Source organism: Methylobacterium sp. WL18, assembly GCF_008040015.1.
GTDB lineage: Bacteria > Pseudomonadota > Alphaproteobacteria > Rhizobiales > Beijerinckiaceae > Methylobacterium > Methylobacterium mesophilicum.
In genome coordinates this window covers 1-17,312 of sequence record NZ_VRVD01000047.1, presented here as the reverse complement: position 1 = coordinate 17,312, position 17,312 = coordinate 1, and the positions used below count along the sequence as shown (strand labels likewise).

Below are 17,312 nucleotides of genomic sequence, written 5' to 3'. Positions count from 1 at the left end.
GGCGGCCACCCGCCTCGACCGGCCGGCTCCCCGCTTCGACGCGGCGGTGCTGGCGGCCTTCACGGCCTACCGATGGCCCGGCAACGTCCGCGAACTGCGCAACGTCGTCGACGCCATGGTCGCCCTCTCGCTGTCGGACGATCGCTTGACGGAGGCCGACCTGCCGCCGGAACTTCTGAAGGCGCCCGATCGGGTCGGACCCATCCTCTCCCTGCCGCCGAAGACCGGCACCGTGCAGGGGATCGCCCTCAAGGCGGCGGAGCGCTCGGCGATCCTGGCGCAGGTCGACGCGTGCGGAGGCAACCTCACACTGGCTGCGCGGCGCCTCGGTATCGCCCGATCCACCCTCTACGTGCGCCTGGCGGAATACGGCTACCCTCGCATGCCGGGCGGCGCGTAAGGCCGAAGCTCAACCGGGAACCAAGCGCTGTTCTCCGCTCCCCTCGGCGGAATGGGGAGGCTCACGGCCGGGATGAACGGCGCAGGTTCTCCCGACGCTCAGCCGAGCTACGACGCTGGTCCAGCCGCCCATATGCCGCCTGCCATAGACTCGCTCGGCCATATCGCGCGTCGGGTAGGCGTGCAGGGTGACGCGACCGAACTCGTAGCTGATCAGGCCTCCGGCGGCGCTATGACCGTGGGGAGGATAGGTCGGAAAGGGCGTCGGCAGATCCTTGGACGCGACGGTGAACGGCCCCAGGTCCCACCGGCCGAACTTCTTCGTCGCCGTCGAGTCGATGCCTACACGCCGATGGCGACCTTCAGGACCCCGTCGCGCTGGTTTGCGAAGAGATCGTAGGCCGCTTCGATCTGGTCCAGCTTGAACCAGTGCGTCACGAGCCCTGACAGGTCAGCCCGCCCCGAAGCGACGACGGCGAGCATCCGGCGCATGCGCTCCTTCCCACCGGGGCACAGAGATGTGCGGATCGACGTGTTTCCCAAGCCGGCCGCAAACGCGTCAAGGGGGATTTTCAGATCGAAGGAATAAAAACCTAGACCTGGGCCCCGCACCCGCATTGGCAGGCGTTGCTCCAGCCGGAGGGCGTGATGGCGCCGGCGATGACGCGCTGCCCCTCCTTGAAGCCCGTGACGCCGGAGCCAAGCCTTTCGACGATACCCACCGGCTCGTGGCCGACCGTCAATCCCCGTTCGACGGGATACTCCCCCTTGAGGATATCGACATCCGTTCCGCAGATCGTCGGGGTGGTCATCTTGAGAAGGACGTCCAGCGGACCGATCTCCGGTACGGGTTTATCATCTAGGACGATGCGCTCCTTTTCGACGAAGATCGCAGCTTTCATTCTTGTTGCCATGATGAAAACTCCATTCGATCGGATCTCGCTGAAGAGAATATTGTTGCTAGACAATCGGGATTTATAGATATCATGACGATGACATCCGCGGGACGCCGACCCGGCCCGCGGATGTAACGTGTCGCGCCCAGGCGGACCTCGGCGCCGCTATCGAAACTCGCGTCGCGCTCGGAGTAGGACTGGCCGTGACCGAGGGACGTGGGACACCCTCGGTGTCGATCCGCGTCAGGCCGCTTCAGCGCGCTCCGGCACCGGAATTCCGATCCACTCCTTGTAGAACGTGTCGATGTCCGGTTCGAAATCACGGATCACCGGGTACCAGGGGGTCGGCGCCTCGACGTCGTGGAGGGTGCCGCATTCCGGGCAGTAATATTCTCGAAGAACCTGCCAGGACGGGGTCTGGGCCATCAGGCGCGGATAGATCTCTTCGAGCTTTTCAGCCGTGTCGCGGATGTTTATTTTCGCGAAGAGCTTCCAGTTTTCTTTCCATCCGCAGAAATCGTGGCCGCATTCGCAGCGAACCTTCCACTCCTTGGTCGTACCCAGTTGGACGATGTAGAGCTTCGGTCCGAGCGGCAGGATGATGCGGTCGTCCCAGTTCACGCGTTCCTGGAGGATCTCCAGATAGGTCGAAAACCGTTCCGGATCCTTGGGCGAGGCGAGCATCTGGTGGAGCGTGTCGTGATCGATCTTGCCGTCGATGAGGTCGGCGATCTTGGCGCGTGTGTAGGCCATGGGTGTCCTCGTTGGTCTCAGGAGGAAGGGGCGCCGGCCGGAGGGCGGGCGCGGGATCGGGTCTATTCTTCGACGAACTGAACGGTCTTGACGTCCGGAAGCTCGGAGACGTCCATGTGATAATGGGAGCCGTAGTGCGGTATGCCGATTTCCTCTTCGAGGATCTGCCAGTCTTCGGGTAAGTCCCAGAACGACTTGAAATCAGCCAGGAACTTTGGCCCGAGTTTGAACGACGCCGCGAACATCTGCTTGACGTGGTCGCCCGCGTCCTTGGCGAGGATCTTCTCGCGTTCGACCTTCATCCAGTCGCGGGTCGGCACGGACTTGGCGATGCGCGCCTTGCGGATGTCCTGGCGCATGGCGCGCGTGGCGGCCTCGTCCAGGGCGAAGACTCCGTCGGCGCCCTTCGTCGTCACCACGCCGTGGACCTGGGCGGCGAAGCGTTCGAGGAGGTAGCCTTCGTTCATGTCGGAGACGACGCTCAACGGCTCGCGATCGAGGGGGTCGCCGAAGCCGGGGCCGCCCTTCATCGTGTTGAGGTACAGGTCGTAATCGTGGAACATCTCCTCCGTGGTGATCGCCTGCTTGTCGCGCTTGATCACCGCGTCCTTGCCGAGAAGGCTGTCCCAGAGCGGGTTCTCGGGATCGGTGTCGCCACCCAGAGGCAGCGGCGCACCCTTGGCGATGAGGTCCTTCAGGTCGGTCTTATGGGCGGCGAACCGATAACCGGACGCAGCAGGATAGCCGCCCATCAGACCCCAATCCGAGGACATGTGGCCGTTGCCCATGAAGAACATCGTCCAGTCCTTGGCGTTCCAGACCAGGCGCAAGGTCTCGAAGCCGCAGCCGCCCCGATACTTGCCGGCGCCGCCCGAGTTCGGCTTGATCTCGCGACCGAGGTAGAGGAGCGGCTCGGCGAGTTCCCAGATTTCCATGTCGCCCATGTCGCCTTCCGGATTCCAGATGGCGGCCGCGTGGCTCAGGCCGTCCTGGACCGCCGTGGCCCCGGTACCGTTGGCGGCGCACTCGAACGAGTTGACGGCGTGGATCTCGTCGTACTGGTTGAAGCCGCCGCCCTGGAGCCAGTTCGACGTGTTGGCGTTGCCGGCGTTGACCTCCTCGAGGTAGCCCCGCCCGAAATAGGACCGTGACAGGCCTCGCCACAGCGGCGTCCAGGCCGAGACGAGGAAGTGCCAGGCATACGAGAAGGCGACCCGCCGGTCGTTGGGGTTCATCCACGTGCCCTTCGGCAAGCGGAACTCGGTGCCGTAGGCCGCCCCGTCGTTGATCATCTCGGACGGGATCAGCGTCTGGGTCATCATCACCCATATGCCCGAGGTAAAGCTGACCTGGTGGGCGTTGTAGGTGTGCCAGCCCCAGCGGCTCGCGCCTTCGAAGTCGAGCCGCCACGTCCCGTCGGCCCGGATCGTGATCTCGGACGGGGCGTGCATGATCGTATCGAGCTTGGCGAAGTCCGACGGGACGCGGACGTCCTCGTGCGCATAGGGCACGTCCACGAACCCGACCTGCCGGTAGATGCCTGGAATGGTCATCGCCTTGATGCGGGCCTGCAGGCCGAGGCGGCCGTGCTCGATGGCTTCGTAAGCGAACTTCCAGTAGTTCTCGATGCCTTCCTCGGCGACGACTTCCTCCACCAGCTTGCGGATCATGTGGCAGCCGGCGATCCGGGTGCGCTCGTCGAGCATCCAGTACCGGGTGGTGCGCACCATGCGCTGGCTCTCGTGCAGCCAGTCGCGGAACAGCGTGTCGTCGGCGCCGACCTTGCGGCAGGTGATCGAGTAGCCGTCGCCGAAGCGCTGCACCTGGCCCGTCGACATCGATCCGGGGCCGACCGAGCCCGTGTCGATGACGTGCGTGACTCCGCCGACCCAGCCGATCAGCTCACCCTGCCAGAAAATCGGTACGATGGTATGGATGTCGCACGGGTGGACGTTGCCGATGAGGGAATCGTTGTTGCAAAAGATGTCCTTGTCCTTGACGCCCGGGTTCGATTCCCAGTCGTTCTCGATCATGTACTTGATCGCCGCGCCCATGGTGCCGACGTGGATGATGATGCCGGTGGAGGTGAGGATCGAGTCGCCCGCCGCGTTGTAGAGAGTGAAGCAGAGTTCGCCCTCCTGCTCGACAATCGGCGAGGCGGCTATCTTCTTGGCTGTCTCACGGGCATCAACGACGCCGGCGCGCAGACGCGAGAACAGCTTGTTGTACAGGATGGGCTGGCTGTCGCGCAGGTCCATCTTTTCGAGGCCGGCGTAACACTTCTGTACGCTTCGTCGCCTCCATGAGGCGATCGCGGTGCTGCTTCAGGGTCTCGCCGCCGCGCACGATCCCACGGGACGCGCCCTCGGCAGCCTGTGCTCGAATATTGACGTTCATCAGGATGATCCTTGTCCGTATCGATTGAGTAAGGGCTGCGATCAGACTTCCTTGAGGTGGAAGAGGCGGTGCCCGTCGAGGAAGGTCTCGAAACCGTCCGGGACAACGAAGGTCGTGGCGTCGGATTCGATGATGGCCGGCCCGGTGACGCGGTTGCCCGGGCGCAGGGACTCCATCCGGTAGAGCTGGGCGTCGACCCACCGCTTCTTGCGATAGAACTTGCGCGTGCCGAGGAAGGCGTCAGATGGCGCAGTTGCGCCCTCGAGCGGCTCCTTCGGGATCTTGGGCTTGGGAATGGGCACGCTCCCCCGCATGATGGCGCCGGTGACCGAGAAGCCGAGTTCGGGCGAGCGGGCGGAGGCGGCGTAGACACGCCCGTAAGTGGTGTTGAATGCGTCGACGATGCGTTCCCAATCCTCGGCCGTCGCGACCACTGGCAATGGGGACTCGATCTCGAGATCGTTGAGCTGACCGCGATACTGCATCCGGTAGCCGGGCTGCAGTTTGACTTGGTCGGCGTCGTAGCCGTTCAGCTTGAACTCCTCGAGGACGTTGTGGGTGAGTTCCTCCCACGCGGACTGGAGGGTCTTCGACGCCTGTTCGCGCTGCTCGGCCGGGGCATCGGGCGCAAGGTTGATGTCGAGGGACTTGTCGTAGCGGTACTCGAAGTCGGCGGCGGCGCATCCGAACGCGGAGAAGCCGGCCGCCCAAGCGGGCACGATGACGTCCTCGAAGCCGAGGCCCTCGGTATAGCCGTATGTGTGGACCGGCCCGGCCCCGCCATAGGAGAAGCACACGAAGCTCTGTGGGCTGTAGCCCTTGCCGGAGATCATCGCCCGCAGGTAATCGCGTAGGTCGGAGTCCAGCAGTTCGATGACGCCGGCCGCCGCGTCTTCCACCGACAGCCCGAGCGGGTCGGCCAGCTGTATTTTGATGGCGTCCACCGAGCGCTGGCGATCAAGGGTGATGGCTCCCCCCAGGAAATTGTCGGGATTGAGATAGCCGAGCACCATGTGGCAGTCGGAGATCGTCACAGTCTCGATGCCGCTCTCCTTCCAGCATACGCCGACGCGGTATCCGGCGGAGTCCGGGCCAAGCTTGATCGCCTTGGTGTAGGGATCGAGGCGGATGAAGGATCCTGCGCCAGCGCCCACCGAATCCATGGCGACGAGGGGCAGCGAGAGGACGAGCCGGGCCATGTCCGGGTCGTTCTTGATCGTCAGTTCGCCCTGCGTGATCAGCGCCACGTCGAACGAGGTGCCGCCGATGTCGGAGCAGGCGATGTTGTTGTAGCCCAGCACCTCGCCGAGGTACTTGGCGCCGATCACCCCGCCGATTGGCCCCGAGACGATGGTACGGGCGAGCTCCTTGGCCTTCCAGGAAATGGTACCGCCGTGGGTCGCCATGACGCGGAAGTCGAACTTGGTGCCGTGTTCCTTGAAGGCATCGGAAATCTTCTTGAGAGTTTGGCGCGACGGCTCCGCGGCGTAGCCCTCAAGGATGGTCGTGTTGGTCCGGTGGGTTTCTTTGCGGACCGGATAGTAATCCGCCGAGGCGAAAACTGGGATCGTGTTGCCGCTCTTGGCGATTTCCTCGATGACGATGTCGCGCGTCCGGCGTTCGTGGTCGGGGTTTTTGTAGGAATGTAGGAGGCTGATAGCGATGCCCTCGACGCCGGCGGCGATCAGGTCCTGGGCGGCCTCGCGGACGCTGTCCTCCCGCAGCGGGATCACTACCGTTCCGAACATGTCGATCCGCTCGATCACGCCGCGCGTCAGCTGGCGTGGGACGAGGGGGGGATCGTAGCGATGCGTGTTGAGGTGGATCCGGTCTTCGTAGGCGTAGCCGAGATGCGACTGCACCGCGCGGCCCATGCGGTGGAAGTCTTCCATCCCGCGATTGACGATCAGGCCGCAGCGCAGCCCTTTGCGCTGGACAACCCGGTTCAGCATGGCCGTTCCGGAATAGACGCCGGTCTGAAGGCCCTGGAGCCCTTCGTCGAGGGAAAGCCCCCAGGCGGTTAGACCGTCCTCGCTCGACGCGATGAGTCCGAGCGCTTCGTTCTGCGGGGTGCTCTGGGCCTTTCCGACGACGAAGTCGCCGTCCGCATCGACGAAGAATGTGTCCGTCATCGTACCGCCGGCGTCGATGCCGAGCACCTGTACGCTTCTGGCGTTCCGTGCCTGAATATTCACGGGCTTCCTCCTGTTTCGCATCAGCCTCTGTTGGGCCGAGCTATCCAGAAATCAGCAGTATCCGTGCCAAAAGTGCCTGTATCAAATTATTAAGGGGAACATCATCTTACCGCGACCGCGCTCTCATCTTGCCGCGTCCGCGAACGTCCGAAACACGGACAGGCGTCCGAAAGACAGACGCGGGGCTGAAATTTGGCGCCCGCGGCGGCTCATGTACGGAAGCCGATCGGATTGCCGACACATAGCGCAAGAGGACAAATGTCCTAATAGGGCGGATTTCTGCCTGTCCGCTTATGGTCTGCAATGCCTTGAAGCGGACCTCGTCTACGTGCGCGTTTTTGATCAGTTCGGCAGAAGTCCCGCCTCTCGATAGCCACCGATCAACGAATCGAACAGATTTATGTCCGAACGGCTTCGGGCGATGATCTGAGCTCCGGCTACAGCAGCATAGATGGCGCGAGATCTCGTCTCCCCGTCCTTCGGATCAACTGTCTTTGCAGAAATTAGGTGATCACGAAGCCAGGCCGTATTAACGTCTGCAAAGGTCTGGACCTCCTTCAGAACCTGATCAGGCAAAGCGTCATACTCTGTCGCCATGAAGCTGCTGAGGCACATGCGATTGTTGCGCTCCAGAGAGAGGCGAAAAATGCTGGGGTATCGCCGCAGCGCTTCCATCGGGCTTTGCGCATCCGATGAAATAGCCTCAAGATCGCGGGCAACGTCTTCCCAATAGCGGCGCGCAACGGCCTCGCCGAGGATGGCCTTGTTGGCGAAGTAGTAGTTGATGCTGGCGGCCTTGATGCCAACGGCCTCCGCAAGATCGCGGAAGTTGATGCCGCCATATCCATAGGCCATCGCGGCTTCCCTCGCTGCCACGAGGATCGCCTCACGCACATCCCTCTTCAACGTCGCTGCCATTCTCAGCCTCCGCCTGTCATATGGCAGACAGGGGTTGACGGCACAAGATGCCGGCCCTAGCTTGCTGCCTGTCATCTGACAGACAGGCAAAAATCCTCAGGGAAGCGAGACGACGATGTCCGACAAGCTCAAGCTTTTCACCTCACCCTCGGCCTTCCCGAACCCGCAGCGCCTGCGGATCTTCATGCACGAGAAGGGCATCGCCGGTCACTTCGATGAGACGGTCTACGACATGTCACCGGTCGGCGAGCAGCGGGGTTGGAAGCACCTGAAGATGAACGCTTGGGGCGAGACACCGACCCTCGCGCTCGCCGACGGCTCTTACTTGAGCGAGACCTCCGCCATCGCCCGCTACCTCGACGACGCGTTCGAAGGCCGCAAGATCATGGGCGAGACGGCGCACGAGCGTGGCCTCGATCAGATGTGGGACAACCGGGTGTGGGTGCACATCCTCTATCCCATCGTTACCGCATTCCATGTGCTGCATCAGGGTCTGGGCCCGAAGCTCGAACTGACCAGCAATCCGGCCTGGGGCGAGCATTCCCGCAAGGTGGCACTGGCGCATGCCGGTCTCGTCGACCGGCATCTCGCCGACGGCCGCGCGTGGCTGCTGGGCGGCGATCAGCCGACGTTCTCGGACATCACATTGGCGACGGCCATCGCGTTCTCCAAGTTCCCGGTAAACGCCACTCCGCTCGATGAGCGCTTCGAGCATCTCGATGCCTTCTGGCAGCGCTGGCAGTCTCGGCCGGCCTTCGTCGCTGCCTATGCGGACAGGAGCAGCGGTGTGCCGGAGATCGACAACCGGACGTGAGCGCCCAGCGGTCGGTCCCGGCCGGGGTCCGACCGCAATCCTGCCCGAGGAGGTCATCATGCCTTTTGCACGTATCGATCTGATCCAGGGGAAGTCCCCCGAGTATCGCGCTGCCGTGGCAGACATCGTCTATCGAGGCATCGTCGATGTCCTCGAAGCACCCGATGGCGACCGCTTTGTGGTGGTCAGCGAGCACACCGCAGACAATCTTATATACGATCCTCAATTTCTTGGCTTTAGCCGGTCGCCGGACTTCATATTGATCCAGGTGACGAGCACCGTCGGCAACGAGACGGACACCAAGTTCGCCTTCTATCGTTTCGTCGCCGACGAACTAAAATCGAAGTTGGGGATCCGACCTGACGATATCATGATCAACATGGTCTTTGTCGACAAGGCGGACTGGTCGTTCGGTGACGGTCAGCCATGGTGACGACGTCCGACGTCACCTCGATCTGAAGCCCCGGGACCGCCGACGAATGACCGGTTTGGAGAAGCGCCCACGGCTGTCGAGACACCTGCAACGGGTCGTAGGCAGCGGATCGCTGTTGCGCCGCGCCAGGTTCCGTAAGCGGATATTATCCGAACGATCCCTGTGAGGATCGCAATCCGACCGGGGAGCCGCATTCAGAAGCGGACGTTGCGTCTGCGACCCAACCCAGTCGTTCCGGGCCCCTAAGACGCTGCCCGGAAGCGGACATTGAGCGGGCAAGCTCCGTACGACTGAAGTTGGCGGGAAAGAGACCGGCTGCTGTCGGCGTTCCAGTTGAGAAGAAGCAGCCCTTGTTCGGCGGTCGATAGGCGCGCGAAGCGGTTCAATGCGGTCATGGCGATGCGATGATCCCCAAGCCTCGCCATGACCGCAGCGGATCGTAAGACTTACAGGCTTTTCCCAGTGGGCGATGCACTGCAGCGAACAATGAGATCCGGCACATAGTAGATCTACAGATTATTGCGTATCCATGCGCCGTGCGAGATGTTCACCGATCATCACGCAGGTGAAATGCAGGTTGGCCCGGCAATCACTGGGCATGATCGACGCATCGCAGACGCGCAGTCCGCCCACCGCGCGAACCTTGAGATCCGGGTCGACGACGCCGGATGCGTCCTGCCATCCGCTCATGCGGCAGGTGCCGGCCGCGTGCTGGATATCGCCGGCTTCGGCGAGCATCAGGGCATCGAGTTCGGAATCCGGGAGGCACGCGGCCTCGCCGATCGCGAGCGGGCTTTCTCCGAACCGGATCGCCGTGGCGAGGTCGGCCAGAGCCGGCTGTGCCATCAGGCGCGCGAGGCGTCGCACCGCATCGCGCATGCGCAGGCGATCGCGCGGATCGTCCAGCATGTTCTCCTCGATGACCGGATTGATCTCGGGATCGGCCGACGTGAGGTGCAGCGCACCGCGTGAGAACGCGTCGTACAACCCGACGCCGACAGCCCCTTGCGGGGTCGGCTCCGGACCCGTCAGGCCCCGGTGATTGTACGCGACGAGGATCATGTCGCGCTCGCCTCCACCGGCGAGACCACTGGAATACGTCACGCAGCAGTTGGTGTGCCGTGCGTCCGGACCGAACGCCCGGTGGTCGGGCCGCAGGTCCATCGTCGCCCGCAGGATCGGGTGATCCATGAAATGGCCGCCGACCGCCTCGTGCGCCTGAAGGACGGGGATGCCGAGGGCCTGGAGTTGCGCGGCCGGACCGATCCCGGAGCGCATCAGGATGGCCGGGCTATGGATGGCGCCGGCGCACAGGACGATCTCGTGGCCGTGAATCTCGGTCCAGGGCCCCGTCCCGAAGCGGACGCGGAGACCGACAGCGCGACGTCCTTCGAACAGGACGCGATCGACGAGGGCGCCGCCGCGGATCTCGAGATTGGACCGCCCGCGTGCCGGCTCGAGATAGGCGTCGTTTGTGGTGACGCGGCGCCCATCGCGACTGTTGATCGGATTGCACGAGACGCCTTCGCCCTCCGGAGCGTTGAGATTCGCCTTCCAGGGATAGCCGACAGCGAGCGCTGCGTCCCGCAGCCCGAGATCCACCGCGCCCCAGGCCTCCGGCGGCGCACGGTAGACCGGGAGCGGACCGCCACGGCGGATGCCGGCTTCCGTGCCGAACTCGGCGTCGTCTTCGATCCGGTCGAAGAGCGGCAGCACGTCGCTGGCCGACCAGCCGGTGCAGCCCTGTTCCGCCCAGGCATCGAAGGCCGCCGGGACGCCGCGGATCGCGATCTGTGCGTTCACCGTCGAGCTGCCGCCGAGCGCACGCCCGCGCCAATAGAAGCGGGGCTCCTGCACGCGGGTTCGCCGGCTCATCAGCCCGGGCCACTGCCAGTCCGCCTGGTGGTCCGGGTCGTACATGAACGGCACGATGTTGGCCGAGCGCAAGGCCGGCGGGGCCTCGCCGGTGCGCCAGTCGCGTCCCGCCTCCAGCAGGAGCACGCGTCGCTTCGGATCGTCCGAGAGGCGTGCGGCGAGCGCGGCCCCCGCGGAGCCGGCGCCGACGACGACGACATCGTACAGGGCTGCGCTCATTTCTTCTCAACGTTCCAGAACAGCGGGATGGCGGACGGGATCAGGCCGGTGAGCGTGGTCCGGTAGGCTGCCGGCTGCGCGAATTGGCCGAAGGGCACGACCAGGCCTTCGCCGTAGATGACGGACTGAATCGCGCCCGCGATGTCACGCCGCTTGTCCGGATCGGGCTCACGGGAGAACCGGTCGAACAGCCCGACCATGCGCGTGTCGCACATGAACCCGGAACTCGCCGCATCCTTGCAATTGAAGTTGATCGCCGAGTTCGTCAGCGGGGAGCTGAGGTCGAGGCCGAGGGCGTGAATGCCGAAGACGTTCCACCCGGCCTTCTTGGTGCGGCGCGCGAGCAGGGCCGCCCAATCCATGACCTGGAGGTCCACGGTGAAGCCGGCCTGTTTCAGCCGGTCGGCCAGGATCGTCGAGGAGACGCGCGCCGCCTCGAGATCGTTGGCCGCCATCACGATCACGGGCTCGCCCTTGTAGGCTGTCGCCTTCAGGGCGGCTCGGGCCGCCGCCACCGACGGATCGCGCAGAGGCTCGGTCCCGGCATGCGTCTCGTAGGGGGAGCCGCAGATGAAGAAGGCGTCGCAGGTCTGCGAGAAGCGTGGATCCAGGCCGAACCCGTCCAGGACCTCGCGCTGATCCACGAGGCTCAGCAGCACGCGCCGGATCGCCGGGTCGTCGAAGGGCTTGGCCGCCGTATTGATGCGGTAATGCCCCGTGAACCTGTGCGGGCCGGTGAAGTTCATCACCGCCAGGCTCTTGTTGCGCTCGATCTGTTCGATCAGATCGAACGGCGCGTACTGCATGAGATCGATCTCGCCCACGCCGAGGGCGCCGACGGCGGTCGCACCATCCGGGATGATGCGGATGTCGAGGGCGTCGACCTTCACGACCTTGCCGCCGGCCAGGAAGTCCGCCGGCTCCGGACGCGGCCGGTAATCGGCGTTCTTGCGCAACAGCATGTGGTCGCCGGTGATGTGCGCGGCGCGGTCGTAGACGAAGGGACCCGACCCCATGACCTCCGAGAGCTGCGTCGTGGCCGGCGTCGCGGCGAGCCGGGCGGGCATGATGAAGGGCGTCGGGCTCGACGTGGTGCCGAGCGTGTCGAGCACGAGGCCGTAGGGCTCCCGCAGCGTCAGCACGAAGGTCCTGTCGTCCGCGGGATCGAGCCCCGCCGCCACGTCCATGAGCCGGCCGCCGAGCGCGCTGCGGGCTGCCCAGCGCTTGAGCGAGGCGACGCAGTCGGCGGCCCGGACGGGGGTGCCGTCATGGAAGCGCAGGCCGTCGCGCACGGTGAAGCGCCAGGTCAGGCGATCGTCCGACACCGACCACGTGTCGACCATCTGCGGCTTGAACACGCCCTTCGCGTCCGGCGCGAACAGCGTGTCGTAGACCATGAAGCCGAAGGTCCGGGTGATATAGGCCGTGGTGAAATAGGGATCGAGGGTGACGACCTCGGCTTCGAGTACTGCCCGCACCGTCGTTTCCGCACCGGCCGGTGCCGGCGCGAGGAGCGCACCCGCGGCTGCGATCAGCCCGGGAAGCCAGAATCGTCTCATGCGTATTCACCCTGTGTCCGGGCCGGCTAAGCAAGCCGGATACCAGCAAAAGATGGCGTGCCGATCCAGGGGCGTTCGGCGCGATCCGCGAGGGCACCGTGCGGGCCTCGTCACCCAAGAATTGGAGGGCTGCCGGATCCGCGCCACCAGAAGTGGCCTGTTCGATGCATTCGGCTGGAACGGCCCCAGTTCGCCGTGGGGATTGCCGGATCGCCCCGGGGCGATCCGAGCCGCTTGAAAAGGTCCCGGATGAATCGACGCGATTTCGCCAAGCTCGTGCTCGCTGCAGGTGCGGCGGGGCCGATCCCCTTCGGCATCACGCGCGCCGCAGGCCAGACCCGCGGCGGCGTCCTCAACACCGTGATCCAGCCCGAGCCGCCGATCCTGGTCTCGGCGCTCAATCAGCAGGCCCCGACGCTCACGGTCTGCGGCAAGATCTACGAGAGCCTGCTCACCTACGATTTCGATCTGACGCCGAAGCCCGGCATGGCCCAGAGCTGGGAGCGCAGCCCGGATGGCCTGACCTACACGTTCAAGCTGTTTCCCGGGATCACCTTCCACGACGGGTCGCCGATGACCTCGGAGGACGTGGTGTTCTCGGTCACGAAGGCGCTGATGGAGGCCCATGCGCGGGCGCGCGGCACGTTCTCGCGCCTTGCGTCCGCCGAAGCGCCGGACCCGCTCACCGTGGTGTTCAAGCTGAAGGAGCCGTTCGCGCCCTTCCTGCACGCTTTCGACGCCACGACCGCGCCGATCATCTCCAAGGCGCTCTACGAGAACACCGACCTGCGGCAGAACCCGAACAACGCCCGGGCGATCGGCACCGGCCCGTTCAAGCTCAAGGAATGGGTCAAGGGATCCCACATCCACCTCGTGCGTCACGAGGGCTATTACCGCAAAGGTGAACCCTATCTCGACGAGATCTACTACCGCGTCATTCCGGACGCGGCCTCCCGGGCCGTCGCCCTGGAGAGCGGCACGATCCAGCTGACCCAGTGGAACGACGTCGAGGCCTTCGACGTGCCGCGCCTCAAGGCGCTCCCGAACCTCGACATGACCACGAAGGGCTACGAGTTCTACGCCCCCCATCTCTGGCTGGAGATGAACACGCGCATCGCGCCGATGAACGACCGGCGCTTCCGGCAGGCGGTGCTCTACGCCATCGACCGGGAGGCCCTGCGCAAGCGCGTCTTCTTCGGCCTCGGAAAGGTCGCCACCGGCCCGGTCTCCTCGAAGACGCGGTTCTACGAGCCGGACGTGAAGACCTACGCGTACGCCCCCGCGAAGGCGACGGCGCTCCTCGACGAGATGGGGCTGAAGCCCGGCGCGGGCGGCAAGCGGGTGAGCCTGAAATACCTGGTGCCGCCCTACGGCGAGCTGTGGCAGCGGGTGGCCGAGTACGTGCGCCAGTCCCTCGGCAAGGTCGGGGTCGACATCGTACTGGAAGGCATCGACGTCGGCGGCTGGGCGGCGCGATGCGGCAACTGGGAGTTCGAGATCTCCGCGCCCTGGACCTACCAGTACGGGGATCCCGCTCTCGGCGTCTCGCGCTCCTACATCTCCACGAACATCCGCAAGGGCATCCTGTTCTCGAACACCTCCGGATACAGCAACCCGGACGTCGACAGGCTGTTCGAGGAGGCTGCCGTGGCGCGGGACGACGCCACCCGGCAGACGCTCTACAGCCGGGTCCAGAAGATCCTGGTCGAGGACGCGGCGGTTGCATGGCTCACGGAGCTCGACTTCCCGACCTTCACCGACAAGCGCATCAAGGATCTCGTCGTCACGGGCAGCGGCGTGAACGACACCTTCGCCCGGGCCTATCGCGCATGAGGACGATAGCCGCCCTGGCCGCCTGGATCGCGCGGACGCTGGCGGTGATCCTGGTCATCGCCAGCGTGAACTTCGCCCTCGTCCACGCGGCGCCCGGCGATCCGGCCCAGGTCATCGCGGGCCAGTCCGGCGCCTCGGACGAGACGCTTCTCCGGCAGCTCCGGGCGGAATACGGCCTCGACAAGCCCTACCCGGTACAACTCGCGACCTATCTGGGCCGGGTCCTGCGGCTCGACCTCGGCTATTCCTACCGGCAGCAGCGGCCGGTGCTCGGCCTCGTCCTGGAGCGCCTGCCCGCGACCCTGCTGCTCACCGGCACGGCCTTCGCCCTGGCGCTCGGGTCCGGGATCCTGCTCGGCACCCTCTCGGGGGTGCGGGCGGGCCGGTGGTCCGACACCCTGATCGGCCTCGTGGCGCTGGTGCTCTACGCCATGCCGGTCTTCTGGCTCGGCCTGATGCTGGTGCTGGTCTTCTCGGTCCAGCTCGAATGGCTGCCGGCCTTCGGCTACCGCAGCGTCGGCACGACGTTCTCGCCGCTGGGGCAGGTCGGCGACGTGCTGGCGCACCTGATCCTGCCCGTCCTGTCGCTCGCCGCGGTCTATCTGGCGGTCTACGCCCGCCTGATGCGGACCTCGATCGTCGAGGTCGCCGCCCAGGACTTCGTGAAGACCGCCCGGGCCAAGGGCCTCACCCGTGGCCGCGTGATCCGCGACCACATGATCCGCAACGCGATCCTGCCGGTGGTGACGGTGGCCGGCATGCAGGCCGGCGCATTGGTCGGCGGCTCGGTGGTGGTCGAGACGGTGTTCGCCTGGCCGGGCCTCGGTCGGCTGGTGTTCGAGGCCCTCAGCCAGCGCGACTATCCGGTCCTGCTCGGGATCTTCCTCGTGATGTCCGTGCTCGTGATCCTCATCAACATGCTGACCGACCTGCTCTCGCGGCTCATCGATCCGCGGATCGCCGCCTCCGCGAAGGCCGCCTGATGGGGGTCATCCGGGCGTTCCTGCGCAACCCCGGCGGGGTGATCGGCCTCGTGCTGCTCGTGGCGGTGGTCGCGGTGGCGATCTTCGCGCCGCTCCTCGTCCCGGTCGATCCCTGGGAGATGGTCGGCGCGCCCTTCGAGCCGCCGCTCAGCCCCGATCTGCCCCTGGGCTCCGACACGATGGGCCGGGACATCGCCGCCGGCCTCGCCCACGGCGCCCGGGTCTCGCTGGCGATCGGCCTCGCCTCGACGCTCGCAGCGCTGCTGGTCGGCGTAGCGATCGGGGCGACGGCCGGATGGTTCGGCGGCCTCGTCGACGCCGTGCTGATGCGGATCGCCGAGCTGTTCCAGACGATCCCCGGCTTCATCCTGGCGGTGCTGCTGGTCGCGACCCTGGGGCCGTCGCTCGCTCACGAGATCCTGGCGATCGCGGCGATCAGCTGGCCGCCGCTGGCACGCCTGACCCGCGGCGAGTTCCTGCGGCTGAAGAACCGGGACTTCGTGCGGGCCGCCGCCTGCCAGGGCGAGCGCCCCGCGGCCCTGGTCCTGCGCCACATCCTACCGAACGCCCTGGCGCCGATCATCGTCACCGGCTCGCTCACGGTCGCCACCGCGATCCTGATCGAGAGCGCGCTGAGCTTCCTCGGTCTGGGCGATCCGAACCTGATGTCCTGGGGCTACATGGTCGGCGCCGCCCGCACGGTCATCCGGCAGGCCTGGTGGACGAGCGTCTTCCCCGGCGCCGCGATCCTCGTGACGGTGCTCGCCATCAACCTCGTCGGCGAGGCGCTCAACGACGCGCTCAACCCGCGGCTTGCCCGGCGGAGCGGCGCATGAGCCGGCCGGTCCTCTCGATCACGGACCTCTCCATCAGCCTGCCGCGGGGCGCCGACCGGGCCCAGGCGGTGAGCGACGTCTCGATCACGGTGGGCGCCAACGAGATCGTCTGCCTCGTGGGCGAGTCGGGGTCGGGCAAGTCGATGATCGCCCATGCGATCCTGGGCCTGCTGCCGCCGGGGGTGACGGTCGCCGGCGGCGCGGTCGCGCTGCGCGGTCGCGACATCGCCACCGCGTCCGAGGCGGAGATGCGCGCCATCCGCGGACGCGAGGCCGCGATGATCTTTCAAGAGCCGCTCAGCGCGCTGAACCCGCTGAAGCGTATCGGCGAGCAGATCGCCGAGGCCATACGGGCCCATGCGCCGGAAACGCCGCGCGCCGCGGTCGGAGCGCGGGTCGGCGCGCTGATCCAGGATGTCGGCCTGCCGGACCCGGCGCGGATCCGGGCCAGCTTTCCGTTCGCGCTGTCGGGCGGCCAGCGCCAGCGGGTGATGATCGCCATCGCCATGGCCAACAATCCGGCGCTGCTGGTGGCCGACGAGCCGACCACCGCCCTCGACGTGACCACGCAGGCTCAAATCCTCACGCTGATCCGCCGCCTCCAGAGCGAGCGGCAGATGGGCGTCCTGCTGATCACGCACGATTTCGGCGTGGTCGCCGAGATGGCCGACCGCGTCGTGGTGATGCGCGACGGCCGGGTCGTCGAGCAGGGCAGCGCCGAAGCGGTCCTGACCGCGCCTCGCGACCCCTACACCCGGGCACTGATCGCCGCGGTGCCGCATGGCAGCGGCCGCCCGGCGCGCAGGACGAATGCGGCGTCGCCGCCGCTGCTCGAGATCGAGGCGCTCTCCAAGACCTTCATCACGCGGCAGGGGTGGTTCCGTCCGGCCCGGCGCGTGGTCGCCGCGGACGGGATCTCCCTCACGCTGTCGGCCGGCCAGACGGTGGCGGTGGTGGGCGAATCGGGGTCGGGCAAGTCGACCCTGGGGCAGATGATCCTGCGTCTGGCCGAGCCGGATTCGGGCCGGGTCCGCTTCGGGGGCCAGGATCTCCTGGCCCTGCGGGGCGAGGCGCTCCGGGTCGCACGCCGCCGCATCCAGATCGTGTTCCAGGACCCGTTCGCGGCGCTGAACCCGCGCCAGAGGGTCGGCGAGGCGATCGCCCGCGGCCCGATGGCCTACGGCGTGCCGAAAGCCGAGGCC

13 protein-coding genes and 1 pseudogene are annotated in these 17,312 nt (G+C 66.0%); 7 read left to right on the top strand and 7 right to left on the bottom strand.

The window, feature by feature from the left end; all coding sequences use genetic code 11:
* Positions 1 to 400, top strand: a 400-nt coding sequence (locus FV228_RS06930; RefSeq protein ID WP_281406473.1) for a helix-turn-helix domain-containing protein, incomplete at its 5' end; no start/stop codon positions are given.
* Positions 401 to 741: 341 nt separating this feature from the next.
* Here FV228_RS06930 and FV228_RS06925 read toward each other — a convergent pair.
* The 5 genes and pseudogenes from FV228_RS06925 to FV228_RS06905 all read right to left on the bottom strand — a co-directional run bounded on the left by FV228_RS06925 (position 742) and on the right by FV228_RS06905 (position 7,558).
* Positions 742 to 1,313 (bottom strand): annotated as a pseudogene (locus FV228_RS06925) (alcohol dehydrogenase catalytic domain-containing protein).
* 225 nt (positions 1,314 to 1,538) lie between these two features.
* Positions 1,539 to 2,048 carry an acetone carboxylase subunit gamma gene (locus FV228_RS06920; RefSeq protein ID WP_147853923.1) on the bottom strand — a complete coding sequence of 170 codons (510 nt, stop codon included), beginning with the start codon at positions 2,046 to 2,048 and terminating at the stop codon, positions 1,539 to 1,541.
* Positions 2,049 to 2,110: 62 nt separating this feature from the next.
* On the bottom strand, positions 2,111 to 4,306 hold the full coding sequence (locus FV228_RS06915; protein WP_246693858.1) for a hydantoinase B/oxoprolinase family protein: 2,196 nt from the start codon (positions 4,304 to 4,306) through the stop codon (positions 2,111 to 2,113).
* Between the two features lie 180 nt (positions 4,307 to 4,486).
* A complete protein-coding gene (locus FV228_RS06910; RefSeq protein ID WP_147853922.1) occupies positions 4,487 to 6,640 on the bottom strand; it encodes a hydantoinase/oxoprolinase family protein in 2,154 nt (717 codons plus the stop codon).
* A 342-nt stretch (positions 6,641 to 6,982) separates the two neighbouring features.
* On the bottom strand, positions 6,983 to 7,558 hold the full coding sequence (locus FV228_RS06905) for a TetR/AcrR family transcriptional regulator (RefSeq protein ID WP_147853921.1): 576 nt from the start codon (positions 7,556 to 7,558) through the stop codon (positions 6,983 to 6,985).
* 115 nt (positions 7,559 to 7,673) lie between these two features.
* Between FV228_RS06905 and FV228_RS06900 the strand changes: the two genes are divergently transcribed.
* Together FV228_RS06900 and FV228_RS06895 are read left to right on the top strand one after the other, a co-directional pair.
* Positions 7,674 to 8,372, top strand: coding sequence for a glutathione S-transferase C-terminal domain-containing protein (locus FV228_RS06900; RefSeq protein ID WP_147853920.1), 699 nt, complete (start codon positions 7,674 to 7,676; stop codon positions 8,370 to 8,372).
* 58 nt (positions 8,373 to 8,430) lie between these two features.
* Positions 8,431 to 8,805, top strand: coding sequence for a tautomerase family protein (locus FV228_RS06895; RefSeq protein WP_147853919.1), 375 nt, complete (start codon positions 8,431 to 8,433; stop codon positions 8,803 to 8,805).
* Positions 8,806 to 9,321: 516 nt separating this feature from the next.
* Here the strand turns inward: FV228_RS06895 and FV228_RS06890 are convergent.
* Entirely contained in the window at positions 9,322 to 10,887 is a 1,566-nt protein-coding gene (locus FV228_RS06890) for a GMC family oxidoreductase (protein ID WP_187277661.1), read from the bottom strand.
* A gap of 8 nt (positions 10,888 to 10,895) precedes the next feature.
* Positions 10,896 to 12,458, bottom strand: a complete 1,563-nt coding sequence (locus FV228_RS06885; protein ID WP_147853917.1) for an ABC transporter substrate-binding protein — start codon at positions 12,456 to 12,458, stop codon at positions 10,896 to 10,898.
* Between the two features lie 249 nt (positions 12,459 to 12,707).
* Here FV228_RS06885 and FV228_RS06880 point away from each other — a divergent pair, with 249 nt between their 5' ends.
* The 4 genes from FV228_RS06880 to FV228_RS06865 all read left to right on the top strand — a co-directional run.
* Positions 12,708 to 14,291 (top strand): ABC transporter substrate-binding protein, encoded by a 1,584-nt coding sequence (locus FV228_RS06880; RefSeq protein WP_147853916.1) that lies wholly within the window; start codon positions 12,708 to 12,710, stop codon positions 14,289 to 14,291.
* Positions 14,288 to 15,274, top strand: coding sequence for an ABC transporter permease (locus FV228_RS06875; RefSeq protein ID WP_058192320.1), 987 nt, complete (start codon positions 14,288 to 14,290; stop codon positions 15,272 to 15,274). Before FV228_RS06880 ends, FV228_RS06875 begins: the two co-directional genes overlap by 4 nt.
* Entirely contained in the window at positions 15,274 to 16,110 is an 837-nt protein-coding gene (locus FV228_RS06870) for an ABC transporter permease (protein WP_147853915.1), read from the top strand. The genes FV228_RS06875 and FV228_RS06870 overlap by 1 nt, the downstream gene beginning before the upstream one ends.
* Positions 16,107 to 17,312, top strand: a 1,206-nt coding sequence (locus FV228_RS06865) for an ABC transporter ATP-binding protein (protein WP_147853914.1), incomplete at its 3' end; no start/stop codon positions are given. The genes FV228_RS06870 and FV228_RS06865, both read left to right, overlap by 4 nt.

Excerpts from the sequence above, each read along its gene's own strand:
- FV228_RS06920 (WP_147853923.1), bottom strand. The coding sequence starts at position 2,048 with ATGGCCTACACACGCGCCAAGATCGCCGACCTCATCGACGGCAAGATC.
- FV228_RS06915 (WP_246693858.1), bottom strand. The coding sequence starts at position 4,306 with ATGGACCTGCGCGACAGCCAGCCCATCCTGTACAACAAGCTGTTCTCG.
- FV228_RS06905 (WP_147853921.1), bottom strand. The coding sequence starts at position 7,558 with ATGGCAGCGACGTTGAAGAGGGATGTGCGTGAGGCGATCCTCGTGGCA.
- FV228_RS06900 (WP_147853920.1), top strand. The coding sequence starts at position 7,674 with ATGTCCGACAAGCTCAAGCTTTTCACCTCACCCTCGGCCTTCCCGAAC.
- FV228_RS06895 (WP_147853919.1), top strand. The coding sequence starts at position 8,431 with ATGCCTTTTGCACGTATCGATCTGATCCAGGGGAAGTCCCCCGAGTAT.
- FV228_RS06885 (WP_147853917.1), bottom strand. The coding sequence starts at position 12,458 with ATGAGACGATTCTGGCTTCCCGGGCTGATCGCAGCCGCGGGTGCGCTC.
- FV228_RS06880 (WP_147853916.1), top strand. The coding sequence starts at position 12,708 with ATGAATCGACGCGATTTCGCCAAGCTCGTGCTCGCTGCAGGTGCGGCG.
- FV228_RS06875 (WP_058192320.1), top strand. The coding sequence starts at position 14,288 with ATGAGGACGATAGCCGCCCTGGCCGCCTGGATCGCGCGGACGCTGGCG.
- FV228_RS06870 (WP_147853915.1), top strand. The coding sequence starts at position 15,274 with ATGGGGGTCATCCGGGCGTTCCTGCGCAACCCCGGCGGGGTGATCGGC.